Genomic DNA, 26,954 nt, shown 5'->3' on the forward strand with positions numbered 1-26,954 from the left:
AAAATTATTTGCTAATATTGTATAAGCAAGTCCCGGTAAGGGTTTTAATAATTTAATATTCTCACAATGGACCAGAATTTTTCACCGCAAGTAAAGGAGATTATTTCGTTTAGCAGAGAGGAAGCTCTACGCTTGGGAAATGATTTCATCGGCACAGAACACCTGTTGCTTGGCATTATCCGAGAGGGGGAAGGGACAGCTGTTAAAATTCTGCAGGCCTTGAATGTAGACCTTTATGAACTACGTAAGGAGGTTGAGTTGGCCGTAAAAGATAAGACAGGAAAAAACATCGCCAATATCAATAGCCTCCCGCTTACAAGGCAGGCAGAGAAAGTTATCCGTGTTACAGTGCTGGAAGCAAAGGCACTGAAAAGTCCCACAGTGGAAACGGAGCACTTAATGCTTTCTATCCTCAAGAATAAAGAAAACGTTTGTACACAAATCTTACAACAGTTTGACGTGGATTACGACACTTTTAAAAACGAGCTGGGCTTCGTAAAGTCTTCTGACCCGAAAGCAGAATTTGACGATCCAGGAGAGGAAGAATTTGAAGATGAGCGCAAGAGTTTTGCCTCTAAGGCCAAACAGACGAATACGAAGTCAAAAACGCCTGTGCTGGATAATTTCGGCCGGGATATCACTAAGCTGGCCGAGAGTGGCAGCCTGGACCCTATTGTAGGTCGCGAAGCGGAAATTGAGCGTGTATCGCAGATTTTATCGCGTCGTAAAAAGAATAATCCGATCTTAATCGGTGAACCGGGAGTAGGTAAAACTGCTATCGTTGAAGGTCTTGCACTGCGCATCGTGCAGCGTAAGGTTTCCCGCGTATTGTTCGACAAACGCGTTGTAAGCCTCGACCTCGCCGCACTGGTAGCGGGTACTAAATACCGTGGCCAGTTTGAGGAAAGGATGAAAGCCATCATGAATGAACTGGAGAAAAACAGAGATGTCATCCTGTTCATTGATGAAATCCATACGATCGTAGGTGCTGGTGGTGCTTCAGGTTCCCTGGATGCTTCCAATATCTTCAAACCTGCATTGGCTCGCGGAGAACTCCAGTGCATCGGTGCATCCACCCTGGATGAATACCGCATGTACATCGAGAAAGATGGTGCGCTTGACCGCCGTTTCCAGAAAGTAATGGTAGATCCTCCAACCGTAGAGGAAACCATACAGATCCTCAATAATATCAAACCAAGATATGAAGAGTATCACAACGTAAGTTACAACCAGGAAGCGATTGAGGCATGTGTAAAACTGAGCGACCGCTACATGACAGACCGTTTGCTGCCAGACAAGGCGATAGACGTACTGGATGAAGTAGGTGCCCGTGTACACCTCAAGAACATCAACGTTCCGCAGAACATCCTGGATCTGGAAAAACAGATCGAAGATATCAAGCAGGAAAAGAATAAAGTAGTGAAGAGCCAGCGTTTCGAAGAAGCAGCTGCGCTACGCGATACTGAAAAGAAACTGGGAGAAGACCTGGAACGTGCGAAAGCCGTATGGGAAGAAGAAGTGAAACATAAGCGCTACCCAATCGATGAAGAAGCCATCGCAGAAGTAGTGAGTATGATGACAGGTATCCCTGTAAAACGTATGGTGCAGGCCGAAACCGAAAAACTGCGTCGCATGGGCGAAGACCTGAAAGGTGCAGTAGTAGGTCAGGACGAAGCCATTTCCAAAGTAACAAAAGCCATTCAGCGTAACCGCGTAGGTCTGAAAGATCCTAAGAAACCAATTGGTACTTTCATCTTCCTCGGTCCTACAGGGGTTGGTAAAACTGAACTGGCCAAGTCACTCGCACGCTATATGTTCGATTCAGAGGATTCCCTGATCCGTATAGATATGAGTGAATACATGGAGAAATTCTCTGTAAGCCGCCTGATCGGTGCGCCTCCGGGATATGTAGGTTATGAAGAAGGTGGTCAGCTGACTGAAAAAGTTCGCCGTAAACCATACTCCGTCATCCTGCTGGACGAAATCGAAAAAGCACACCCGGATATTTACAATATCCTGCTGCAGGTGCTGGACGATGGTATCCTCACCGATGGTCTGGGTCGTAAGGTAGACTTCAAGAATACACTGATCATCATGACCTCTAATATCGGGGTGCGTCAGCTGAAGGATTTCGGAGCAGGTGTAGGTTTCTCTACCAATGCCAAATCCAGCAGTGAAGAAGAGAATACCAAATCAGTGATCGAAAAGGCACTGAAACGTACATTCTCTCCTGAGTTCCTCAACCGTATTGATGATGTGATCATATTCAACTCACTGAGCAAAGAGCATATCTATACAATCATAGATATCACTATGCAGAGCGTGCTGAAACGCCTGGAAAACCTGGGCTTCAGCCTGGAACTGACCGACGAAGCAAAAGGATTCCTCGCAGAAAAAGGCTACGATCAGCAGTTCGGTGCCCGTCCCCTGCACAGGGCGATCCAGAAATACCTGGAAGATCCTTTAGCAGAAGAGATCCTGAATATGAATATTCACAACGGAGATGTATTAATTGCTGATCTGGACAAGGAAAATCAGAAACTGATCTTCACTTTAAAGAACTCAAGAAGTAGCAAATCCGAAAAATCAGAGGCATAATTTGTCGATAAAGCCTTAGTTGATAGTAATATTTTTCCAATAAAAACTCCCGGGATTGATTTCCCGGGAGTTTTTTTATGGTAAAAACGCCCATTTTCTCCCCCTTTCGTGTTAAAGAATAAATTTTTAACATATGTTTGTGAAATGAGGAAAACAGCTTTTTTGTTATTGCTGTCGGCCATGCTGGGATGCCATCCGAAAGCGTCCGTCACAGCCAGCCAGAACGTTGATTCAATAGCCGGTATAAGCGGTAACCAGGATACAGGACGACTGACCGAAGACACAGACCCCGGTGATGAGGAACTCGCAGCATTATCAGAAAGAGAGAAACAACTGGCTTATAAAACAGAAGACCCTTCCTATAGCGAGCAGGAGCTCACATCTACGCAATACATATTAGATGAGGAAAACGACCTCGCATTCAGGTCGGCTGTTGGAACGATCAGTAATATCTCCTGCACAGTTTATCTGGCAGGCATACAGATTCCAAAGGATAATGCTGCAAAGCCAGACAGCCTGAATAAGATAGTAACAAAAATGGGAAAGAAACATTTGATGGTGCTTGTGAATGATCGACAGCTATCAATTAACAATGGACTGATCCCGGATGAAATACAGGAGCGGATGGATCCGACGAAAATAGGTGCTTTTGTGTATAACAATACTCCTTACCTGCTGCTCAAATTTTATACCTTCAGTTTTATCACTTCAGGGAGTGGCAACGTCAATTTATTGATCAATGTAAGTACAGGTAAAGTATCGGCCATAGAAACCCCGGGCGAAGTACTTTTTAAATCACTTATTGATGCGATAGATGCGAAATAAAACACTCATGCAAACTGAATAGAAATTATTTTCAGCACACATAGCTCATGAAATCCTGCATACATTAAACTGAAGGAAGATAATCCCTGTTGCTGCCCGATGCCTCAAAAACGCATACATCCATTTATTTGACATCTGAAATCCGCCCTTTTTATTTACCAGTATTTTTTATGAAAATTCCTGTAGTAGTATTTCTACAAAAGTGGTATGCCGTATCAGATATTGATATTATTTTCCCTTAAAAAAGCATTAGAATTAGCTAAAATGAACTAAAAATAGAATAGGCATAACACATAGGTGTTATTTTTACCCCCCTGGTTAGCCCCATTTTCTCCTGTTCAGGCTCATCCATCTGCTGGTTTTTGCGGTTTCTGGTTACATGATCATTTTTAATAATGAGAATCAATTAATTATGTGACTTGTATTTAAAATTAAAATGATACGTTCATGTCATTTGACTAATATTACTAATATTAGATATTTGCGCCATAGGAATTCGAAACACCTATCAGCACTTTAGGGTTCGTGAACATTACAATACAGTGGACATTACATTTTGCCTCTTTTTAACCACCTTCTTTACTTGAAGACCTTTTGACGCCTAGCAAGTTCCAATCTGTGCAGCAGGACAGTGTGATGCCAGGTATATCTATTACTTATTAATAACAAACGAAAAAGGATAAATAAATAAATTTTAAAATCTATCTATCCCTATACTAATATGAAAACAGTTTTACACAACGTTTCACGCAAACTCATATTGGCTGGTGGAATCACCCTGGCAGCTACTGCGGCAAACGCACAGATGAAAATTGGTGATAATCCTTCACAGATTACTAAGTCAGCCATCCTCGAGTTGAGCAGTACCAAACAAGGTCTGTTGCTGCCAAGGCTTGCAGATTTTACCGCTATCAATACGGCGATCGGTACTGATGCTGTAGACGGTATGATCGTTTACCTGAACAGCTCTACTGCTGCTAACAACGGTGTGTATATGCGTAAAGCAGGTGCATGGGTGAAAATCGCCAGTGCCGCTGATGCAGCTGCAAACTGGGGCCTGACCGGTAATGCAGGAACTAATCCTACTACTAACTACATCGGAACTTCTGATGCACAGAACCTCTCTATCCGTGCAAACGCGACTGAGGCAATCAACGTGCAGACTGATGGTAAGGTACAGCTGAAGAACGTAGCAGCTACCACTACTGATGCTGCCCTGGATGTACTGATCATCGAAGCGGACGGTACGATCGTGAAGAAATCTTTGCCAGCTTATGCATTTAAAAATCTGCTGACGAATGTGAATACGTCAGTACTTACTTTAAGTACTTCACAGGCAGCTGATGGTCAGGTGACTATCAATGCGCCTATCATGGACGGTGCTTCCACCAAGTCATACGGTTTCATGACCCTGGCTGACTGGACCACCCTGCAAAATCTGGCAGCTGGTAACAGCCTCACAGTAGCTAACCTGATCTCTGCAGCAGCTACTACGTTTGATGCTACCAAAGGTGCTATGATCAATTATAACACCACTACCAAACAATATGAACTGTCACTGATCGAAGCGTCTACCGATAGAAATGGTATCGTAACTACAGGTGCACAGTCATTCGCAGGTGGTAAAACTTTCACCGGTACTGTAACTGTAACAGGCGCTACTACCCTGAACAGCACTTTGGGTGTAACAGGTGCTACTACCCTGAACAACACTTTAGGTGTAACAGGTGCTGCTACCCTGGGTAACACGTTGGATGTTACCGGTGCAACTACCCTGAATAACGGTCTCGCTGTAACAAGCGGTAACGTGAACGTTACGACTGGTAACTTAAACCTCGCAGCTGGTAATGCTACTGTAGGTGGTACTTTGGGTGTAACAGGTGCATCTACCCTGGATGGCACTGTGAAAATCAACTCTGCTGCTGCAAACACTGAGACGAATGCACTGAACGTACTCGTACAGAATAAAACAAGCAACAACGTAGAAGTAAAATCCTTCTCTTTTGATGCAATCGCCAATGCGATCACGCTGATCAAAACCGGTGCAACTTCAACTGCTGGTAGCGATGTAGAACTGCTTTCTGCAACTGCTGGTACTGACTTCAATATCGTAGCTGATGGTACTGCAAAGACTGTTACCTTCAACCTGCCTGATGCAAGTGCTGTTGATGCTGCGCACACCGCTGTTCAGCGAGGTGTTGTTTCTACCGGCAGACAATCTTTTGCTGGTAGCAAATCTTACACTGACAGCGTAGCGATCGGTTCTTCATCTGTCGCTAACTCTACCCTGCAGGTAAATGGTTCTGTGGCAATGGCTATCAAAACCGTTACTGCTACATATACAGTGACTGGTAGTGATAACACCATCCTCGCAGACGCTACTGCAGGTGCTTTCACTATTACACTGCCTGCTCCGGCTGCTGCTATCCAGGGTCGTATCTATACGATCAAGAAAACTGGTGGTGATATTGACAAAGCAGTTACTATCATGCCAGGTGCTAACAGCATCGAAGGTGGTTCCAGCTACGTAATCTACAACGACTGGACTTTTATTACTGTACAAACTGATGGTACTAACTGGTACATCATCAAGAAATAAGGGATAAGATTTTATAGAGGTTGTATCAGGAGTAAATATGCCGTGTTGAACCGGATTTCTGATACAACCTCTTACGCTCTTTTGTGTGCCTGTATTCGTGAACCAACTACTACCTATGACGACATTCTCAAACCGGCTAGTGCTTTTGTGCATGCTTATGCTGATAGCGGCATATGCAGATGCCCAGCAATTGAAGTTGGGGCAAAACCCGACTACAATTGAAAAATCGGCGCTGCTGGACCTGAATAGTGATAAACAAGGATTATTACTCCCAAGAATTGCCGACTATACCGTTGCCCCGCTGAATACTGCTCCCGATGGGATGCTTATATACTATGTTCCTGATAGATTATTATATATCCGCAAGAATGGAACATGGAAGAAACTCGTAGACGAAACAACTGCTATCTCATCCGTAAATGGACAAACTGGTCCAGCCGTTACTTTAACCACCAACAATATTGGCGAATCTGTTAATCTTTACTATACCGACGCGAGAGCAAGAGCGGCGTTCAGTGCCGGCACTGGAATTAGTTTATCCGGTGCAGGTGTTATTTCAGCTTTGAATACTTCTAATTTATGGAATGCGGCCCAGTTACAGGGCCGCGCCATCGCCACGACAGCACCTGCTGATCAGAACGTGTTGACCTGGGACGCTGCTTCCAGTACCTGGATGCCCAAAGCGACAGGTAGTAATGGTTCTGTTACCTCAGTTGCTTTGTCATTACCATCTTCTGTATTTTCAGTAGGTGGTAGTCCGGTGACATCTGCCGGTACCTTGTCTGGTACCTTCAACTCACAGGCAGCTAACACCGTTTTTGCTGCACCAAACGGATCTGCAGGTACCCCTTCTTTCCGTGCACTGGTAGCAGCAGATCTTCCTGCTGGATCTAATAATTACATACAAAATATATCTTCCGGCACTCAGACTGCCAGTTTTTCTATCAGCGGCAATGGCGCCATTGGCAGTAAGCTGGGTGTAGGCATCAGCACTACACCAGCCAATACATTGGAAGTGGGAGGAACAACTGCTGCCAGCGGTTTGTCTGGCTTAAGACTGACCGGTCTTGGTGCAGCTACCTTACAGACACCCCTGTCCAACACACTTGCTGTAAATGCCAATGGAGACGTAGTAGTCACCTCCAACGCAGCTGCCAATAACTGGTTGATTACGGGTAACTCCAATGTAAATGGCAACACACAATTCCTTGGTACTACCAATGATGTGAAGATGGTGATCAAATCCAATAATACTTCCTTCCTGGAATTCGGCCGCCGCGCTACTTTAGGATTGGTCCAGAATTACCCGGAGTATACCAATCCGGATGAAAGTGTAACCTTCGTGAGATCTGCCCTGCAATTTGATGTACCAGCTACTGTACAGTTTTATAAGCCCAAATTCTGGACGACCAGCGATGGCAACTTCCGTTTGAAAGGGCCTGCTGCCGGCACTGACTATTTCGAGATGGGCGCTACCGGTACTAATAATAATGGTGGTTTCGATTTCATTATCGGTGATGATGGAGATGAGCCGATCCTGTTTAAGAGTTACTACTATGTAGATTCATCTTATACAGAGATGATGCGCATGCAATCAAAGAAAGTAGGTATCAACATGAATGGTGTGACACCTGCGCAAACGCTGGATGTAAGAGGTACAATGCGCCTCACAGGTAGTACAGGTACTCCAGACAATTTATTGGGTCGTAACAGTACCAGTGGTGACATTGCTACCATGGGACTGGATGCTACTACATTAAGTATCACCAGTGGAACGATCAAAGCGAATAATACAAGTGCTGCGTGGAATGCAAATCAATTGCAAAGTGTAGCTGTCGCAACAACGGCGCCTACCTCCGGGCAGGTATTAACATACAATGGAACAAACTGGGCACCAGCTGCCGCCGGCCTGCCTACAGTAACAGGTAGCCGGCTACTCGGCAGGTATTCAACCACATCAGGTACTGCACAGGAGATTAGTTTAAACACTTCTTTGAAGTTGACAACTGGTGGCGTGCTGTATGCAGACAGTACCTTGTCTATCTGGAATGCCAGTAAGCTGCAGGGTATCCGTATGTCCCCGGTTGCTCCTGCTACAGGTCAATACCTGGCCTATGATGGTACCAGCTGGGTGCCTACTACTGTGCCTGGCGGAGGTAATGGTAATGGTACCAAGTGGTCTACTAACGGTAACAGTGGTACTGCTCCCGGATCAGACTTCCTGGGTACTACCGATAGCAAAGACCTTGTTGTAAAAACAAATAATACTGAAGCAATGCGTGTGGATGCCAGTGGCCGTGTTGGTGTCAATACAGCTGCCCCAAGCAGTACGTTTCAGTTTACCGGATCTTTTGCGGGAAGTGTTACTTCATTCGATAATCCATCGGTTGCTACTACTGTGAATCTGAATGAGACACATTATCTCATCTCACGGATGTCAAGCGCCAATGGTGGAACTTTTGATGTAACTGCCAATCTCCCCAAAGCATCCACTTGTCCAGGCAGGGTATATATATTTTCCAATACAATCTGGGGTTCCGGATATGGTAAGCTCTACGTAAAGCCAGCTTCAGGGGATTATATTGGCAGTTTGGGTGTTAATACAACCATGAACGTGGACGAACGTCAGAGTGCCGGATTGCAAAGTACAGGTAATTACTGGGTAGTACTGTATAAGGGTTCAAACCAAGGTTACTAACAACAAAAGTTAATAATGAAGTTCTTATTCTCCATAATACTTTTATGCGTTATGTTCCTACCGGGCTATGGGCAGGAGACTTACATCTCTTCCAGTGCGCAGGTATGGAATTTTGGTAACGTAGGAGTATTTGGCAACATAACGAATGAGGGGTCATTAGGATCGAGCCCGAATGCCAATCTTTACTTCTTCGGTAAGGTATGGACGAACGGCTTCAACGCTTCCCTCAAAGACGAAAGTACCTCCGGCCTTAGAGGCACGGGAGGTTTTTTCCGGTTTGCAGGTAAAGGCGGACAACAAACCATTTCCGGTGGATTCAACGTTGCAGCAAAGATGGGGGCAAGTTTCCCCAACGTAGATGTCAATAACCCGGATGGCGTGATCTTTTATACCCTCCATGACCTGAAGATCAGAAATACCCTTAGCTTATCGAATGGACTGATTTATCTGAACGGGCAGAACCTCATGGTAGGTGATACCTCCACAGGTACGATCTCTGGTTATTCTGATAAGCGTTTCATTGTTACCGGCACCGGTACCAACGGTGGATTTGTGTATCGTGCTAAACTGTCCAGCAGTGCAGGGCAGGTGATGTTCCCGATTGGTAGCACACCCACGAATTACTCTCCAGCAATGGTGCAATATGAAGGTGCAGCCGAGGATTTTCATGCGCGTGTATTTGACAGTGTATATCAATATGCCAGTTCAGGTACATCTATCCATGATACTGTCGTGTACAAAACCTGGAACATCGGACAGGAGCTGGGAGGTACCGGCAAAACAGCCATCACCCTGCAGCACATGGATACCGACGAAGGAAATGAATACGGTTTGAGCAGGGATGAAAGTTATATCTCTTTGTTCCAGGACAGCCAGTGGGAACGCCGGTATGGTGTGAATGACAATATGACCACAGGTTCACTTTCCACGCAGGCAATGGCCTCTTCTGCAACGATGCATTCCCGCGGATTTGCAGGTATTGGTATGAATGCTTATTTCTCCAAAAAGGCGAATTATAATAAAAGTTATTCTCCGGCTACAATTATTGATTTCAATGCCTATCGTGTGAGCATCTCACTGGTGGACCTGGTATGGATTACCAGCAGGGAGGCGAACATGTATACGTTTGAAGTAGAGCGCAGACTTGATAATGAAGAAACCTTTAAAAAGGTGGGAACTGTAGCGACGAAAGCACCTAATGGGAATAGCACTACAAAACTCAGTTACTATTATCAGGATACAAATGACTACGATGGATGGAGCTATTATCGCATCAAGGCTGTATCAAAAACCGGCTTCTATGTCTACTCTGATGTAAGAGAAGTGGGGCCGCTGGTAGCTGTTACCGTTTACCCGAACCCGAACTGGGGTGATTTCAAGATCAGGGTAAGAGGTATCAAGACTACTTTGACTATGCAATTGTACGATGTATGGGGTCAGGTGATGCGTAGACAGGATATTACAGGCGCAGGCGATGTAGAAGTACACGACTTACCGGCTGGTACTTACTTCCTCGTCATGAAACAAAAAGATACGCAGAAAGAAGTGTATACCTGCAAAGTAATAGTGATCGCCCATTGATAAAACAACAGAAATGAATTGAAAATAAATAAAGACACATAATTATCGACGAAGAAAGCAAGTGGGGCGTGTATAAACCCTGCCTGCTTTCTTAGTCATATTTGTAGGTTTTTGTTTAAATCCGGGTAACTATTTATGAAGACTAAATTCTTTGTCCGAGCCGTCCAACTATTGCCAGTATTCCTGCTCTGGTCAACGCTGCTTTTTGCACAACAATTGAAGCTGGGAGATAATCCGAGTTCACAGCAAAAATCTGCACTGTTGGAGCTCGAAAGTAAATCTCAGGGTTTACTGCTTCCCAGAATTGCTGATACCACATCTGGCCCTATTACCACAGCGCCTGATGGTATGATCATTTACCTTACGCTGAACAATAGCTTGTGTATCCGTAGCAATGGTCACTGGCGTCCATTGTTGCCTGAAGGGTATGCGATCACCAGTTTGAATGGACAGACAATTGCAGTACAGTCATTAGCTACGACAAATACCACCGGTGCTTTTGGCTTTACGTCAGTTGCAGGAGCACATACTTTGAATATCCCGGATGCAACTGCCACGAATAGTGGTTTTGTGAATACCAATGCACAGACACTGGCAGGCGCCAAGACATTTACAAACACATTAACCGCTAATCAGGATGTATTCCTGACAGGCATTAATGTAGACAATACAAAGGATAGCGTGCTGCTGATTGATGGTGGCAAACTGCTGAAGAAACAACTGACCGGATTACCACCCATCGGTACTGCAGGTGGAGACCTTACAGGTACATATCCTAATCCGGCGATTGCAGCAGGTGCAATAACGGGTACCAAGATCGCACAGGCAGGTGCAACCACTGGTCAGGCTTTGAAATGGAACGGCTCCACCTGGGCACCGGCTGCTGATGATGGGCTGACTTCAATAGGATTGACAATGCCTTCATTGTTCACCGTGGCAAATTCCCCGCTCACGGCGAATGGTACTATTGCTGCTTCGCTGGCTTCACAAACAGCGGCTACAATATTTGCAGCCCCAGCCGGCTCTAATGGTACACCTTCTTTCCGTTCACTGGTAGCAGGTGATATTCCTGCTTTACCATTCTCGCAGATCACCGGCACTGTACCTGTAGCACAGGGAGGTACCGGTTTGACAACAGTAGGTACTGCCGGACAGGTATTAACCTCTGACGGTACAGGATTGTCTTATGTAACGCCTTCAGTAACGCTGGCAGGTGATGTAACGGGTGCAAGCGGAGCAAATACTATTGCAAATGGTGCGGTAACAGGTACCAAGATCGCACAGGCAGGTGCAACCAACGGTCAGGTACTGAAATGGAATGGAACCACCTGGGCGCCGGCTGCTGATGATAACAGCGGATCTATATCTTCTATTGGGTTAGTCGTGCCTTCTTTCCTCACTGTATCGCCTGCAACCTTAACAGCTAACGGCACATTTACGATAGGGACAAGTACCCAATCGCCCAACCTTGTCTTTGCAGGACCCTCTACCGGTTCTACTGCTGCTGCACCTACTTTCCGCTCACTGGTACCGGCTGACATGACACTGGGTACACAACGCCTGGTAGGTCGTTATTCCAATGGTACCGGCGTTGGTCAGGAAGTAGCGATGGACAGGACTTTGAAAATGATGACCAGCGGTTTCCTGTATGTAGATACTACGCTTGCAGTGTATAATGCAAGTAAAATACAAAGCATCAAAGTTTCCCTGACAGCACCTGTGACCGGGCAGGTATTGAAATATGATGGTACAAACTGGTCACCTGCTGCTGATGATAATGCAGGTCTGACTTCTGTAGGTTTGTCATTACCATTGTATACCTTCTCAAACTCTCCGCTTACAGCGAATGGTACTTTGACTGGTTCATTGTCTTCGCAGGCTGCAAATACATTCCTGGGTGCACCAAACGGTGCTGCCGGTACACCTTCTTTCCGTACCCTGGTAGCAGGTGATATCCCTTCTTTACCATTCTCACAGATTACCGGCACAGTGCCTGTAGCACAGGGTGGTACTGGATTGACAACAGTAGGTACTTCAGGGCAGGTATTGACCTCTAATGGTACCGGCCTGGCTTATGCAACGCCTTCTGTTACACTGGCAGGTGATGTAACAGGCGCCAGTGGCGCAAATACAATTGCGAATGGTGCAGTAACGGGTAGCAAAATTGCACAGGCAGGTGCTACCAGTGGTCAGGTATTGAAGTGGAACGGTACTACCTGGGCGCCGGCTGCTGATGATAATGCAGGCCTGACCTCTGTAGGATTGACAATGCCCTCTTTGTTTACAGTAACGAATTCTCCGCTCACAGCGAATGGAACTATAGCTGCCTCACTGTCTTCACAAACAGCCAATACAATATTTGCAGCACCAGCCGGCTCTAACGGTACACCTTCTTTCCGTACCCTGGTAGCAGGTGACATTCCTTCTTTACCATTCTCACAGATTACCGGCACAGTGCCTGTAGCACAGGGAGGTACGGGATTGACAACAGTAGGTACTTCAGGACAGGTATTAACCTCTAACGGTACAGGCCTGGCTTATACAACACCATCAGTTACACTGGCAGGCGATGTAACCGGTGCCAGTGGTGCAAATACAATCGCTAACAGTGCAGTAACTTACGCGAAGATCCAGAATGTAAGCGCGTCTAAATTATTAGGCAGATATGCTGCGACCGCAGGTGTGGCACAGGAAATCTCCCTGGACAACACATTGAAATTTACAGCCGGTGGTAGCCTGTATGCTGATAGTGCCCTGACAGTATGGAATGCGGGCAAGCTGCAAGGTGTGAGAGTGGCATTTACCGCACCTGCTACAAACCAGGTATTAAAATATGATGGCACCAACTGGTCACCAGCTACTGATAATGGGTTGACATCTGTAGGATTGACATTACCGTCTATGTTTACAGTAACAGGCTCACCGCTTACGGCAAATGGTACCATTGCTGCTACACTGGCTTCACAAACAGCCAATACAATTTTCGCAGCGCCCAATGGGTCTGCAGGAGCACCTGCTTTCCGCTCACTGGTAGCTGCTGATATTCCTACCTTACCATTTTCTCAGATCTCTGGTACCGTGCCTGTATCTCAGGGTGGTACCGGTCTGACAACGGTAGGTACATCCGGCCAGGTACTGACATCGAACGGAACGAGCCTGACATGGGCTACGCCTGCTTCAGCTAGTGCTGGTCTGACCTCAGTAGGTTTATCAATGCCTTCTATTTTCACCGTTACCAACTCTCCGTTGACCGCCAATGGAACGTTGACAGCTGCATTGAATACACAAACAGCCAATACCGTTTTTGCTGGTCCATCTTCAGGAGCGGCTGCTGCACCTACTTTCAGAACTTTAGGTAGCGGAGATATACAGGGTGTAAATACACAGAAATTACTGGGAAGATATTCAACTGGTGCAGGTGCTGCACAGGAAGTAAGCCTGGATAATACGCTCAAGTTAACGACAGCAGGTACGTTGTATGCAGATAGTTCACTGGCTGTATGGAATGCCAGTAAAGTACAAGGTGTGAAGGTATCTGCAGCAACGCCAAGCAGCGGGCAGGTATTAAAATATAATAGTACAACTGCTATATGGGAGCCTAATACAGATAATGACGGTGGTGCTACTTATGCAAAGGCTACCACAAACGATCTTTCTTATGCAACGGCAGATGGGTCTACAACGGTCATGAAGATCTGGCAAAGCCCGGTAAGCGGAACAGCGACGAACAGCCCCAAATACACAAACGCGTATGCCTGGAGTGTGATGGCATTTAATGGTACTTCTTATACCACACAATTATACTTTGATAAGAATACCCTGGCGATTAAAGAATGGGGGGGGATAACAGCGCCGCTGACTACCAACCCGGGAAATGGCTGGTATAAAGCAATCCTAACGAATGGTGATAATAAAATAGGTGTAGGTGCAATCGTGTATGGTAAGCGTACCTACGATGCATCTGCAGAAGCGGCATCAGATAGTACAAGCTTTGTATGGGATGAGAATAATGACAGGTTAGGTATTAATACCAGTTCGCCACAGTATAGTCTGGATGTGAATGGAACCGAAAGAGTGACAGGAGCGGCAACGCTGGGTTCGACACTGGCAGTGACGGGAGCAACGACATTGAGTTCTACGCTGGCAGTATCAGGTAATACCACGATGAATGGAACGGTGAAAGTGGGTAGTGCGGGTACTGCGTTAACAAATATTATAAAGACGACTATAAATGTTGCCAGTAATACAACGGTGAATGTCGCCTCAACCGTAACTATTTCTTTTGCGAATGCCAATGTGACTACTTCATCCGTTGTAACAGTAAATCCAATGGCAGCAATGAGTACAGGATTGGCAATTGCCTATGCATATACAACCGCCGGTAATATCAACGTTGTTTTTTATAATTATGGAACGACGTCAAGAACAATTTCAAGTGGTACTACATTTGCCTTCACCATCGTGAACTAATCCAATCAGGATACACGCATAAAAAAACGCTTCTGCACAGGCAGAAGCGTTTTTTGTTTACCTTTATACCGTTTAATTCATACAGTTTTGAAAAAGATTATCATCACCTTAGATGGATATTCTTCCTGCGGGAAGAGTACGCTAGCCAAACAGTTAGCCGCGGAGTTGGATTATGTTTATATTGACAGCGGTGCCATGTATCGTGCTATCACCTTGTATTTTATTCAGAACCGTATAGACTGGAACAGCGCTGAAGAAGTAGCCCGGGCATTGTCAAACATCCAGCTGGAATTTATTTACAACCCGATCTCCGGTGCTTCCGAAATGAACCTGAACGGCGAAAATGTAGAACACATGATCCGGGAAATGCTGGTGGCTGAAAAGGTAAGTGAAGTAGCTGCCATTGGTGCAGTAAGAGAATTTGCCGTGGCACAGCAACAGGAAATGGGCAAACAGAAAGGCATCGTCATGGATGGCCGCGACATCGGTACCACCGTGTTCCCACATGCAGAGCTTAAGATCTTTATGACAGCCGACACTGCTATCCGGGTAGAACGTCGCTTCAAGGAACTCTACGCGAAAAATAAGAATATCACTATTCACGAAATTAAAGAGAACCTGGAGCTGCGCGATTATATAGACACTAACCGTGAAATCAGTCCACTTCGCAAAGCAGAAGATGCTATCATATTGGATAACAGCCAATTAACCCCCGAAGAGCAATTAAAGCTTGTGCTGCAATGGGTAGACGACGCTGTAATGGTGAAGTCCTGAGCCAAAATAGTGAGTATCATGCGTCCTGACAGCAGGCTATCTTCCTGATACCTGCTGCCAGCGGGACCTTACTACCGGATAGAATATTCTTCCTGAATTTATTTTAATATTAGAAAAACCTTTGCTAAATTTGTTCTATTCCGGTGAGTATTCCGGTTAATCCTACAATAGTTTTTCCACATCCTTTAGAATTTCCTGCATTTTATTGTTATTATAATGTTGTACCCGGTTATTTGAACATATGCCGTTGAACGATATTTTCCATACATGGTCAAGAGAAGTCATAAAAGATCTTTTGGACGATCTTTCTATAACTATATCCAGGGACCTGTTACTATTAGCCGTATAGAACACTCAATACTTATATATAATACACCCGGGCATTTTTGTGTACCGGTTTTATTAAAAACTTAATGTGGGACGGGCAGCTTTGCCTGTCAGGTCTCATGTTTTCAGTAGGTGTATTCGGTTAATAGGAAGAAGGGGCGAATTCTTTCGCCCTTTCGCTTTTTTATTTAACTTGTGCCTATTACCCTGGCTGTCGCATGGCGAAATTACCTTACGTATTATTCTTTTTATTCCTGGGGCTAAAAGTGGACATTTCATTTGCGCAGGATTCTTCCCTCATTTTCAGCACACTCGATTCTGCCCGGACTCTCCATGGAGATACCGCTAAGATCAATTGGCTGTTAGATAAAGGAAAGACCTTCGGTCGGTATTTTGAAAAACAAAAAACCGAAAACCCCTTTTTCCAGGAAGCTGTTACCCTTGCTCAACACCTGAAGAATGCAAGGGCACTCTTTAATGTCTATAATGAAATAGGCACCGCTAAAAGGAATATCTCAGAATATATCCTGGCCGCAGACTATCATGAAAAGGCGATTAAATATGCAGATGAGACTAAAGATGATCATCTGCGTGCGATTGCCCGCAACAATACCGGCGTGGATTATCGCCGTATGGACAAACCCCAGAAAGCATTCGACTACCATTTCAAGGCCCTTCAACTAGCTGAAAAAGTGAATGATGTGCGTAACATTTGCGTTGCAATTAATAGTATTGGTAATATTAACCTCTCTACTGAGAAATACGAAGACGCAATCAGTCATTTCGAAAAAGCCCTCCAGCTGGAACGGGAGAACAAAAATAACCTGGGAGTAGCCATTAACCTGGGTAACCTGGGGTATGCTTACCAGGGCCTCGGCAAACTGGATATGGCCATCGACTATTACAAGAAGTCCCTGGCCGTGAATGTGCAGTTGAACAATGCTATGGGGAAAGCTATTTGCTACAATTCACTGGGGGATGCCTACAAGGAAAAGAAAGACTACACACAGGCCCTGGATGCCCTGAAGAAAGCCCTTGAGGTAGAAGTAGGGGTAGACGATAAGGTGCACATCGCCGAAAGTTACCTGAACATCGGTAAATGTTTTAGTCTGATGGGCAAGCATGACGAAGCCCGCAAATATTTTCAGCGAAGTATTGACCTGAGCCAGCACTGGCGCTTTAATTATTTGCTGCAGGAAGCCTACAAAGCCCTGGCTTCCGATTACAAAGCCAGCGGTGATTTTCGCCGCTCACTGGAATGTGCTGATAAGTCGCTGGTTTATAAAGACAGTATCCTGGATGAAAAGTCCGCCCTGGAGCTTGCACAGATGCAGGCTGTGTACGAAGTAGACCGGAAGGATAACCAGATCAAAACCCTGGAACATGACAAGCAACTGAATGAGCTCCGTACCCGCCGCAATCTGGTTTACATGTTATCGCTCGGGGGATTTCTGATTATGCTGGCAGTCGGTGGGTTCTTTTATATCCGCCACCGCAACCTGGAAACAAAAAAACAAACCCTGCAACTGGAGCTGCGCTCGCTACGCGCGCAGATGAATCCCCACTTTATTTTTAACTCCCTGAGTTCTATTCACCGTTTCATCTGGAGCAATAATCAGGAAGAAGCTTCCGATTACCTGACCAAATTCTCCAGGTTGATGCGCATGATCCTCGATAACACCCAGTATACCTTTATTTCGCTGAATAAGGAACTGGAGTCTCTACGTTTATACCTGGACCTTGAACAATTACGTTGTAATAATATCTTTGAGTACAAAATCACGTTGGCCGACGATATAAACGATGAAGAAGTAATGATTCCGCCTATGATCATCCAGCCGTATGTTGAGAATGCCATCTGGCACGGCCTGGTACATAAGTCAGGAAAAGGATTACTTGAAATAGCAGTATCTCTGAAAGACCGCACGTTAACCTGCCTCATAATTGACAATGGGATAGGTCGTAAAAAGGCAATGGAAATCAAAGAAAAGAAAGGACAGACGCACCGCAGCATGGGAATGCAGGTGACAGCAGGGAGGATAGACCTGATTCGTAAGATCAACAATACCAAAGAAGCCACTGTAAGCATTACAGACCTTGAAGACGAGGAAGGCCACGCAACAGGCACAATGGTCACACTTGTGTTGCCTGTAGAATTTATATTTTAAACCCTGGATATTTATAGCATGAGCGAAATTAAAGCGATTATCGTAGATGATGAACAGCATTGTATAGATGCCCTGCAAACCATGCTGGCGAAAAAGTGCCCGGAGGTAACCGTACTGGGAGGGGTCAATAGCGTAAAGGCAGCAAAAGAGCTGATCGATGAAGTGCATCCTGATGTGGTGTTCCTGGATGTGGAAATGCCACACCAGAATGGATTTGAACTACTGAAACTGTTTGATAAGATCAACTTCAACATCATATTTACCACTGCCTACGAACAGTATGCCCTCAAGGCCATTAAGTTCAATGCACTGGATTACCTGCTTAAGCCATTTAGTGTAAAAGAGTTGCAGGATGCCGTACAGAAATGTGTGAGCCGAAAGAATGTACAACAACCGGAAGCCGGCAATTCTCCGCTCGATGTGTTTTTGCAGAACATGAAAACCTTACACCAGACACATAAGAAGATTGCACTACCGACTATTAACGGGTTGGTTTTTATGCCCGTACAGAATATTGTCAGGTGTGAGTCTACGGGGAACTATACCAGGATCTTTTTCACAGATAAAAAAAATCTGATGGTATCACGTCCATTGAAAGAGTTTGAAGAGTTACTGACCGATGTGGATTTTTTCAGAGTGCACAATTCTCACCTGATCAATTTGCAACAGATGCAATCGTACATACAGGGTGAAGGCGGCTTTGCACTCATGAGTGATGGAACGCAGGTAGAAGTTTCGAGAAGACGTAAAGCTGATTTTTTGAAAAAAGCGATGCAATTCTAAACCAGATTTAATGCGATTTACGCCACTTACCCGAAATAGGATACCGGATAATAAATGTGGTTTGCAGGCGGTGGGGGAAGAGATTACTTTTGATTTAGGTTTAAACTAATTACGATATATAAGTTTTTTTCTCTGCATTACTAGCATTGATTAGCCCCAAAGAAAAAAGACACCGCCTGGTGTCTTTTTTATTATTTATAACTTTCAATGACCTGTTCTATTCGCTGCTCCAGTCCGTAGAACGATAGTAATCTTCTGATGACCGCTTCGACCAGCGCATCGGGACAACTTGCCCCACTTGTCATCATCACTGTTACCACATCTTTCTCAGGCAAAAATACATCACTATTCAATTCCTGCTTATGATGGAAATCATAATGTCTGATTTTATTCTTCGAAATCATCTGATCGTCAGCAGCTATAAAGTAGGTCGGCAGTTTTTCTTCGCACAGTTCCACCAGGTGGGAGGTATTGGAACTGTTGTACCCACCGACTACAATGGCCAGGTCGGCCTGTTCCTGCAGTAAGCCGGTCACGGCACTCTGGTTATCGTTCGTGGCATAGCAGAGGGTATCTCTGGTATCTGCAAATCGTTCTCCTACATTTTCCGGGGTGAGGGCATACCTGTCCATGATCACGTTCTTAATATAATCGGCGATTCCCTGGGTTTCAGTTGCCAGCATGGTAGTCTGGTTGACTACCCCTACGCGTTGCAGGTCTTTTACCACATCGAATCCTTCGGAGAATTGCCCTTTGAAACGTTCGTAGAATTCAGTCGCTGGCCGCTCGCCGGTAATAAAGGTGGCCAGGAGCTGCGCTTCGGCCATATCTTTTACCACTACAGTTGGAGTATTGCTACGGCTGTGGGAGAAGGTGGCACGGGTTTCTTCGTGACCGGGCTTACCATGTACGATCACAGTATACGATTGCTGGCCGATCTGCTCCGCTTTGTTCCATACCCTTTCCACAAAAGGACAGGTGGTATTGTATTGCAAAGGCGCAATACCCAGGGAACTCAGTTTAGCTTCTATTTCCAGTGTAGTACCAAATGCGGGAATAATGACAATGTCCTCAGGTGTAAGGCTTTCCCATGGCACCAGCTGACGGCCGGCGGTATCCATGATGAACTGAACCCCTTTTGCCAGCAGGTCATTGTTTACATGAGGGTTATGGATCATTTCGCTGAGCAGGAAGATCCTTTTGCCTGGATTTTCCTCTACGGTCTTGAATGCTATCTCGATGGCATTTTCCACACCATAGCAAAAGCCAAAGTGACGGGCCAGTAAAATCCTTAACGGACCGAAGTCGAGAACAGTAGGCGTGAAATCCTTTTTCATGCGATCCTGTTTCTTACGGCTATTTTTAATAGCAGTAATAAGTGGACTCCGATAAATGATTGGTACGTTGAACGTTTTCATGTTGGCGACAAAGTTACACATTTTGATGTGGAGAAGTCCAAAATGTGTGGGGGCGCGGCAGATTGCGGTTTTATTCCTGGCTCATTTTATTCAGCCAGGCTTTCTCTTCAGGACTCAGGCTTTCCATTCCCCTGTCATTGATCTTGTCAAGGAGTTGGTCCAGCCGGAGCTGTTTATTTTCTTCAGGGTGACTTTTTACCACCTTGAGCGGGGATTTTTTAGGTTTAAACGAGCGGCGGGTGCGGCTCTGCATAGCTTCCACCCTCACCCGGCGGTTGAAGAGCCAGATGAGTGGCTGGCAAAGGTCAGTTCCGTTATCCAGCAGTTTAATATATAAGAACCCGATCAGTGCACCACCCAGGTGAGCGATGATACCGCCCATATTTCCCTGTCCGATAGAGAGCAGATCCAGGATCAGCACAGCGATCGCCAGCCATTTTAAACGGATGGAACCAAGGAACAGCAATCCGATTTCGTAATTGGGAATCTTGGTCGCACAGGCGATTAATAAGGCCATCACAGAGGCAGAGGCACCTATCAGGGTATAGTCGTTTACCTTAATGATGTTAAATACCAGCAGGTAGGAGAGTCCACCGATCAGGCCTCCCAGCAGGTAGAGGGGCAGCACCCGGTGGTTGCCCAGGAAGGAGCGAAACAGGTTGCCAAAGTAGTACAGGTTCAGCATGTTGAAGAAAATATGAAATATTTCAACATGTGAGAACATATAGGTCACCAGTCCCCATGGTTTTTTAATAAACTCAGGGAGTAGGGAGTGTAAAGCTGCTTCATCATATATCGTATTGTAGACTCCGGCAGCGGCAGGTGAAAAGTTAGCAATCAACCGGGGTATATTTAATACGAGGAAAACAACAATGTTCCAGAAAAGTAAATGGTTAATCGTGTTTCCCTGTCTAAGCCAATATCGTATATCTGATCTGAAAGAAGTTCCGTTCATACATGAAAATTAGTACAAAATCCGCATTCGTTAATCACAAATTTTAGCCTAAAAAATTATGCCGAAATTAGCAGTCTGTAGGGGTGTAAGCGCGTACTGTTGTAGTTTCCGGGGGAGGTATGCTGCCAGAATCAGGGCCAGCGGGCTGAGAATTGAATTTTAACGCTTTTTTTGGTGAAGATGTAGTATCTTTGCCGTCCACTTAAACCTCGGGGTGTGAAATTCCGGGAAAAACCATAGGTGGAATTAAAGTTTTGGCAGAAAACAACATTACTAACGAACAAAACGCTGAACAACAGGCTCCGGCAGCTCAGGCTGCAGAAGCAACAGCGACAAAAAATGCACCTGTTGTAGCTACCGCTCATGACGATTTCGATTGGAGCGTAGACAAACGTAACGTTTCTTCTTATAGCCAGGAAGAAAAAGCAAAGTACGACCAGACTTACGAAAACACCTTCAAGGTGATCGAAGAAAATGGTCTGCTGACCGGTACAGTTGTGGGTTTAACCAAGACTGACGCCGTTATCAACATTGGCTTCAAATCTGACGGTCTGATCTCTCTGAACGAATTCCGCGATATGCCGGGTCTGAAAGTAGGTGATGACGTTGAGGTATTAGTAGTTGAAAAGGAAGACCGCGATGGTAACCTGCACCTGAGCCGTAAACAAGCTCGTCAGCAACGTGCATGGGAAAAGATCGTGGAAGTGTACAAAACCGGCGAAGTTGTTACTGGTACTGTTACCAGCAAGACCAAAGGCGGCTTGATCGTAGACGTATATGGTATGGAAACGTTCCTGCCAGGTTCACAGATCGATGTGAAACCAGTTACCGATTACGATCAGTTTGTTAGCAAAACAATGGAGTTCAAAGTGGTTAAGGTTAACGAAGCCATCAGAAACGCAGTTGTTTCTCACAAAGCACTTATCGAAAGCGATATCGAGCAGCAGAGAGTGGATATCATCAGCAAACTGGAGAAAGGCCAGGTGCTGGAAGGTACCATCAAAAATATCACCGATTTCGGCGCATTCATCGACCTGGGTGGTCTGGATGGTCTGCTGTACATCACCGACATCAGCTGGGGCCGTATCTCTCATCCAAGCGAAGTACTCCAGATGGATCAGAAGATCAATGTGGTGGTGCTGGACTTCGACGACGAGAAAAAACGTATCAGCCTCGGTTACAAACAACTCACTCCTCACCCATGGGATACCTTGCCTGCTCACATCACTGAAGGTGCGCGCGTGAAAGGTAAAGTAGTGAACATCGAAGATTATGGTGCATTCCTGGAAATTCTGCCTGGCGTAGAAGGTCTGGTACACGTATCTGAAATCTCCTGGGCTTCTACTCCAATCAACGCTAAAGAATTCTTCAAATTAGGCGAAGAATACGAAGCAGTTGTAGTTACCCTGAGCAAGGATGAGCGTAAAATGTCTCTGTCTATCAAGCAACTGACCGAAGATCCTTGGGCTACTATCGAAACTAAATTCCCGCTGGACAGCCGTCACAAAGGTATCGTGAAGAACATCACTCCTTATGGCGTGTTCGTAGAACTGGAAACTGGTATCGGTGGTATGATCCACATCTCCGATCTGTCCTGGATCAAACGCTTCAACCACCCAAGTGAATACACTAAGGTAGGTAGCGAAATCGAGGTAGTTATCCTGGGTATCGACAAAGAAAACCGTAAACTGAGCCTCGGTCACAAACAGATCGAAGAAGATCCTTGGAATACTTTCGAAACTATCTTCCCGATCGGTTCCGTACACGAAGGTACTGTAGTGAAGAAAGATGAGAAAGGTGCTACCGTTCAGCTGCAATACGGTCTGGAAGCTTACGCTCCTGCCCGTCACCTGCGCACTGAAGATGAGAAACCAATCAGCGTTGAAGATGTGAAAGAATTCATGATCATTGAATTCGATCGTAGCGAAAAACGTATCCTGGTATCTCACACCAGAGTTTGGGAACAAGCTAAGAACGAAGAGAAAGAAGCTGTCGCTAAAGAAAGAAAAGCGGATGCTGACAAAACCCGTAAGGCTGTGAAAAATATCCAGAGCAAGGTAGAAAAAGCTACACTTGGTGATCTGGGTGCACTGGCTGAACTGCGTGAGAAGCTGAAGAAAGACGAAGGCGACAAGAAAGATGGTGAATAATCATTTTTAGGTTGTTGAAATATCATGAGGCTGTTTCGAGAGAAACAGCCTCTTTTTTTTTATTTTTCACCTATGAATAAAGTTTATATCACCGCCACCGGACAATTCCTCCCCAATACCCCGGTTGCCAACGAAGAAATGGAATTGTACATCGGTAGCATCAACAACACCCCATCCAGGATGAAAGATATCTTTCTCCGTAAAAATGGGATCAAATCCCGCTACTACGCATTGGATACCCAACAGCAAACCACCCATCAGGCCTGGCAGATGGCCGCCAACGCAATCGACAATTGCCTCCATGGTGCCCCGGCCGATAAACAGGATATTGACTTCCTCAGCACCGCCACTACCCAAAGCGATATGCCCGTTCCCGGTTTTGCCAGCATGGTACAAGGCGAAAGCGGTATCGGCGCCTGCACCATCGCCTCTCATCAAAGTGTATGTGCATCCAGTATCATGGCTATCCAGAATGCATTTATGCATGTGAAAGCCGGACAAGCCGGCAACGCCCTCTGTTGTGCCGCAGAATTACCCAGCCGTATGTTCAAAGCTTCACGCTTTCAACATCAGCACATTGTCAAGGACAATGAACTGCCTGCAGAAATAGATTTTCTCCGCTGGATGCTCAGTGACGGAGCAGGTGCCATGTTACTGCAACCAACTCCTTCACCCACACAGTTGTCACTGGAAATAGAATGGGTTGACCTGCGCTCTTATGCCCACCAGTTCGACGTTTGTATGTACACCGGTACAAACAAAGACACAGACGGGCGCATCACAAAAACATGGCTGGATTATGCAAGCATGAGCGATGCTGATCGGAATGGAGCTATCAACCTGAAACAGGATATGGGCCTTGTTGATAATATTGTGAAGCTGGGAATTCAACGCTTCTTTGAATTGATAGATGAAGGTAAAGTGTCGCCAGATGCAATCGACTGGCTGGTATGCCATTACTCTTCCCATCACTTCAAAAAGCAGATCACAGACCTGCTGGAAAAAGGCGGAGTAGTCATCCCTGCACATAAGTGGTTTACGAACCTTTATACCACCGGCAATATAGGCGCTGCCTCTATCTTTGCCATGCTGGATGATTTGCTGCGTAGTGGTAAACTGGAAGAAGGACAGCAACTTCTTTGCATGGTGCCCGAAAGTGGTCGTTTCATCACAGGTTATATGTTGTTGAAAGTGGTCGCTCCGGGTGGAAAAAGATTCATCACCGAAGATATCGCCACTATCAAAGCACCGGCAATCAGGATACAGGAAAAACCTGTACAGGAATGGTTAGTAAGACAACTGACGGGTGTGTGGTTTGACTTTGAACGCTCCCTGCAACAGGTCCCCATTGTGAAAAAGATCTTTAATGGTCAGCTGAAAATGGAAGAATATAAACGACTGTTACTCAACTTGAGGCAACAGGTCGTTGACGGCTCACAGTGGATAGCACGCGCCGCCTCCAATGTGAGTATGCAATACTTCCATGTACGTTCTTCCTTTATTCGTCACAGTGCGGATGAACACAGAGATTACCAGATCCTGGAAAAGAACTATATTAATTGCGGGGGAAATGAGCAGGACCTGTATACCGGAGAGAAGAATATCGGTAGTGAAGCCCTCAGTGCTTATATGTTCCAGCGTGCAAGCCAACCGGATCCGTTTGATCTGTTAGGCGGTATGTTCATCATCGAAGGCCTGGGTAACCGTGTATCCGGTAAGTGGGGGAGGGCTATTCAGCAACAACTGCACCTCAATGCCGACCAGGTTTCTTTCTTTATATACCATGAAACCAGCGATAGCAATGATAATCACTTTGAGCGCTTTGAAAATGCGATTCAATCCGATCTCCTGACGCAGGAAATGGCGGCCAGGATCGTCAAAACAGCGAAAGTAGTCGCCAGGTTATATAGAATGCAATTAGAAGAACTGGACAATATTTAATATGATACACACCAGAGAATATTATGAGAAGATGCAGCATGACACGCGCAATCCCAGTCACTGGCATGCATTGTTTCTCGACAAAAGTATCCCCTTTGACCCTGATGCGAAAGCGGCATTTTTGTACGACTCTTCTACCAGGAGCCGGCAATTTCTTTATCCGGTTATAAAAGCCTTTGCCAGATTAAGTATTGTGCTGATGCAGGTGTTTAAGATCTTTATTCCCAACCTGATCAATGCCCCTAAGATGCTGCATAAAAGCCTCTTCTGGGGCATGAAATACTGGATCACACCAGAAGCTAACTTCCTGATCCTTCGGCATTTCTACCTGGGGTCAGAAGTGCTGCGTTTTATCAAAGACAATGTAAGAGGCGCAGAAAACATTCCGATGAATCCACTGAAACCTTTGTCAGTAAGTGATGTACGGGATAACCTGTTCCTGGAGCATGACCTGAACCTTTATAATTTTATTATCAACCTGAATAAGGCGATCGATGAAAAAGGAGTACGGGTGATGAAGCAGGAGCAACCTGACTTTAGTGCAATTTCGGTGGAGCCGATCCCGTTTGCCACTTTCAGAGACAAGTGGACGAATTTTATAGACCTGGGCACAGCGATTGAGATCTTTACGCCGGTATATCAGTTTTTTCTTACCGATGCTGATTTCTGGCGGGCCACAAATTCCCTCCAGCTGGATGAGGTAATAGGGATTTATGCCGCTACAATTATGGATTGCCCGGAAAAGCTGACAGCATTGAATAATAAACATCCGATGATTCCCCTGCCTATGGCCGGGGCTGCCTTTAGGTTATTGCTGCATGGCTTCTCGACAGAAGTACTACACGCATTATTAGTACAGGCTAAATTGGAACAGGCAAAGCAGCAGCCTGTTAAATAAGGAACCAGGTCGTCTCAAAAGTACGCTGAGCGCTTCGGGAAGTGTTTATCAGCATTTCGTTCCGGTTCAGTTCACTTTTGTGACAACCTGTTCTTTATAACTGTCCTAAAATATCGTCGTTAAAATCTTTCAGGCTATTCAGCTGCACATCCGCCAGGGCATAACGTTTATTATGCCGGTTATGACCTTCGGGAACAGCTATTACCTTCATTCTGGCCGCTTTTGCTGCCGTCATGCCGGTTACGGAGTCTTCAAATGCGATACAATCCAGTGCATTACTACCCAATGCTTTCGCACAGGTGAGATATACTGCCGGGTGCGGTTTACCGTGTGATTCAAACTCTGCGGAAGCGATCGCCTGGAAACGATCCCTGATGCCGAAATGCGTGGTAGCGGCATCAATCAATCGTAAAGGGGAGGAGGAAGCCAGCCCCATCTTGAATTTCCGCTTTTCAAAAAAGTCCAGTATATATTCCAGCCCTTTCATGGGCTTTCCTTTATTGATGATCTTGTCAGTTACCGAATCAATAATTTCATTCGTCACCTGCTCAGTCGATTTCCCCTTCCATTTGAAGTAGTTATGCCAGTAATCAACCACCTCTGCCGTACGCAGCCCTGTAGTGTGGCTGGCCAGTTCCATAGATAATTCTACACCAACGGATGCAAATACCTCTCGCATGGCCTGTCCCCATAGTGGCTCTGAGTCAATTAATAACCCATCCATGTCAAATATTACCGTATCGATCATATCTTATTTTTGTCAGATTGC

The 26,954-nt window shown here is 45.5% G+C and carries 15 protein-coding genes; 12 read left to right on the forward strand and 3 right to left on the reverse strand.

Annotated features, from left to right (window positions below):
* Positions 1 to 66: 66 nt before the first annotated feature.
* The 9 genes from ABDW33_RS21790 to ABDW33_RS21830 all read left to right on the forward strand — a co-directional run bounded on the left by ABDW33_RS21790 (position 67) and on the right by ABDW33_RS21830 (position 18,823).
* Positions 67 to 2,598, forward strand: coding sequence for an ATP-dependent Clp protease ATP-binding subunit (locus ABDW33_RS21790; protein ID WP_343692216.1), 2,532 nt, complete (start codon positions 67 to 69; stop codon positions 2,596 to 2,598).
* A 144-nt stretch (positions 2,599 to 2,742) separates the two neighbouring features.
* Positions 2,743 to 3,423: a hypothetical protein gene (locus ABDW33_RS21795; protein WP_343692217.1), complete on the forward strand. Its 681-nt coding sequence runs from the start codon at positions 2,743 to 2,745 to the stop codon at positions 3,421 to 3,423.
* Positions 3,424 to 4,144: 721 nt separating this feature from the next.
* The gene (locus ABDW33_RS21800) at positions 4,145 to 6,022 is read left to right on the forward strand and encodes a hypothetical protein (RefSeq protein ID WP_343692218.1); all 1,878 of its coding nucleotides are present in this window, start codon (positions 4,145 to 4,147) and stop codon (positions 6,020 to 6,022) included.
* 115 nt (positions 6,023 to 6,137) lie between these two features.
* Entirely contained in the window at positions 6,138 to 8,720 is a 2,583-nt protein-coding gene (locus tag ABDW33_RS21805) for a hypothetical protein (RefSeq protein WP_343692219.1), read from the forward strand.
* 51 nt (positions 8,721 to 8,771) lie between these two features.
* Positions 8,772 to 10,301, forward strand: coding sequence for a T9SS type A sorting domain-containing protein (locus ABDW33_RS21810; protein WP_343692220.1), 1,530 nt, complete (start codon positions 8,772 to 8,774; stop codon positions 10,299 to 10,301).
* A 135-nt stretch (positions 10,302 to 10,436) separates the two neighbouring features.
* Positions 10,437 to 14,771, forward strand: coding sequence for a hypothetical protein (locus ABDW33_RS21815; RefSeq protein ID WP_343692221.1), 4,335 nt, complete (start codon positions 10,437 to 10,439; stop codon positions 14,769 to 14,771).
* A gap of 87 nt (positions 14,772 to 14,858) precedes the next feature.
* Complete coding sequence (cmk, locus tag ABDW33_RS21820; RefSeq protein WP_343692222.1) at positions 14,859 to 15,545, forward strand: (d)CMP kinase; 687 nt, start codon at positions 14,859 to 14,861, stop codon at positions 15,543 to 15,545.
* Positions 15,546 to 16,090: 545 nt separating this feature from the next.
* Entirely contained in the window at positions 16,091 to 18,040 is a 1,950-nt protein-coding gene (locus tag ABDW33_RS21825; protein WP_343692223.1) for a tetratricopeptide repeat protein, read from the forward strand.
* 18 nt (positions 18,041 to 18,058) lie between these two features.
* Positions 18,059 to 18,823: a LytTR family DNA-binding domain-containing protein gene (locus ABDW33_RS21830; protein WP_343692224.1), complete on the forward strand. Its 765-nt coding sequence runs from the start codon at positions 18,059 to 18,061 to the stop codon at positions 18,821 to 18,823.
* Positions 18,824 to 19,014: 191 nt separating this feature from the next.
* Here ABDW33_RS21830 and ABDW33_RS21835 read toward each other — a convergent pair whose 3' ends face one another.
* Positions 19,015 to 20,241, reverse strand: coding sequence for a 4-hydroxy-3-methylbut-2-enyl diphosphate reductase (locus tag ABDW33_RS21835; protein WP_343692225.1), 1,227 nt, complete (start codon positions 20,239 to 20,241; stop codon positions 19,015 to 19,017).
* A gap of 70 nt (positions 20,242 to 20,311) precedes the next feature.
* Complete coding sequence (locus ABDW33_RS21840) at positions 20,312 to 21,196, reverse strand: rhomboid family intramembrane serine protease (RefSeq protein ID WP_343692226.1); 885 nt, start codon at positions 21,194 to 21,196, stop codon at positions 20,312 to 20,314.
* Between the two features lie 254 nt (positions 21,197 to 21,450).
* Here ABDW33_RS21840 and rpsA point away from each other — a divergent pair, with 254 nt between their 5' ends.
* From rpsA to ABDW33_RS21855, 3 genes are all read left to right on the forward strand, one after another.
* Positions 21,451 to 23,346, forward strand: coding sequence for a 30S ribosomal protein S1 (gene rpsA / locus ABDW33_RS21845; RefSeq protein ID WP_343692227.1), 1,896 nt, complete (start codon positions 21,451 to 21,453; stop codon positions 23,344 to 23,346).
* Positions 23,347 to 23,418: 72 nt separating this feature from the next.
* On the forward strand, positions 23,419 to 25,287 hold the full coding sequence (locus tag ABDW33_RS21850) for a beta-ketoacyl-ACP synthase III (protein ID WP_343692228.1): 1,869 nt from the start codon (positions 23,419 to 23,421) through the stop codon (positions 25,285 to 25,287).
* A 1-nt stretch (position 25,288) separates the two neighbouring features.
* On the forward strand, positions 25,289 to 26,185 hold the full coding sequence (locus tag ABDW33_RS21855; protein WP_343692229.1) for a hypothetical protein: 897 nt from the start codon (positions 25,289 to 25,291) through the stop codon (positions 26,183 to 26,185).
* A gap of 94 nt (positions 26,186 to 26,279) precedes the next feature.
* On the opposite strand, the gene hxpB is transcribed toward ABDW33_RS21855, so the two are convergent.
* Positions 26,280 to 26,933 (reverse strand): hexitol phosphatase HxpB, encoded by a 654-nt coding sequence (gene hxpB / locus ABDW33_RS21860; protein WP_343692230.1) that lies wholly within the window; start codon positions 26,931 to 26,933, stop codon positions 26,280 to 26,282.
* Positions 26,934 to 26,954 lie beyond the last annotated feature (21 nt).

The sequence above is a fragment of the Chitinophaga sp. genome (genome assembly GCF_039596155.1).
In the GTDB taxonomy this organism is placed as follows: domain Bacteria; phylum Bacteroidota; class Bacteroidia; order Chitinophagales; family Chitinophagaceae; genus Chitinophaga.

Bases quoted from the DNA above. Each gene is read 5' to 3' on its own strand.
- ABDW33_RS21810 (WP_343692220.1), top strand. From the start codon at position 8,772: ATGTTCCTACCGGGCTATGGGCAGGAGACTTACATCTCTTCCAGTGCG.
- ABDW33_RS21855 (WP_343692229.1), top strand. From the start codon at position 25,289: ATGATACACACCAGAGAATATTATGAGAAGATGCAGCATGACACGCGC.
- ABDW33_RS21835 (WP_343692225.1), bottom strand. From the start codon at position 20,241: ATGAAAACGTTCAACGTACCAATCATTTATCGGAGTCCACTTATTACT.
- ABDW33_RS21825 (WP_343692223.1), top strand. From the start codon at position 16,091: ATGGCGAAATTACCTTACGTATTATTCTTTTTATTCCTGGGGCTAAAA.
- ABDW33_RS21795 (WP_343692217.1), top strand. From the start codon at position 2,743: ATGAGGAAAACAGCTTTTTTGTTATTGCTGTCGGCCATGCTGGGATGC.
- ABDW33_RS21830 (WP_343692224.1), top strand. From the start codon at position 18,059: ATGAGCGAAATTAAAGCGATTATCGTAGATGATGAACAGCATTGTATA.
- ABDW33_RS21815 (WP_343692221.1), top strand. From the start codon at position 10,437: ATGAAGACTAAATTCTTTGTCCGAGCCGTCCAACTATTGCCAGTATTC.
- ABDW33_RS21800 (WP_343692218.1), top strand. From the start codon at position 4,145: ATGAAAACAGTTTTACACAACGTTTCACGCAAACTCATATTGGCTGGT.
- ABDW33_RS21790 (WP_343692216.1), top strand. From the start codon at position 67: ATGGACCAGAATTTTTCACCGCAAGTAAAGGAGATTATTTCGTTTAGC.
- hxpB (WP_343692230.1), bottom strand. From the start codon at position 26,933: ATGATCGATACGGTAATATTTGACATGGATGGGTTATTAATTGACTCA.
- ABDW33_RS21805 (WP_343692219.1), top strand. From the start codon at position 6,138: ATGACGACATTCTCAAACCGGCTAGTGCTTTTGTGCATGCTTATGCTG.
- ABDW33_RS21840 (WP_343692226.1), bottom strand. From the start codon at position 21,196: ATGAACGGAACTTCTTTCAGATCAGATATACGATATTGGCTTAGACAG.
- ABDW33_RS21850 (WP_343692228.1), top strand. From the start codon at position 23,419: ATGAATAAAGTTTATATCACCGCCACCGGACAATTCCTCCCCAATACC.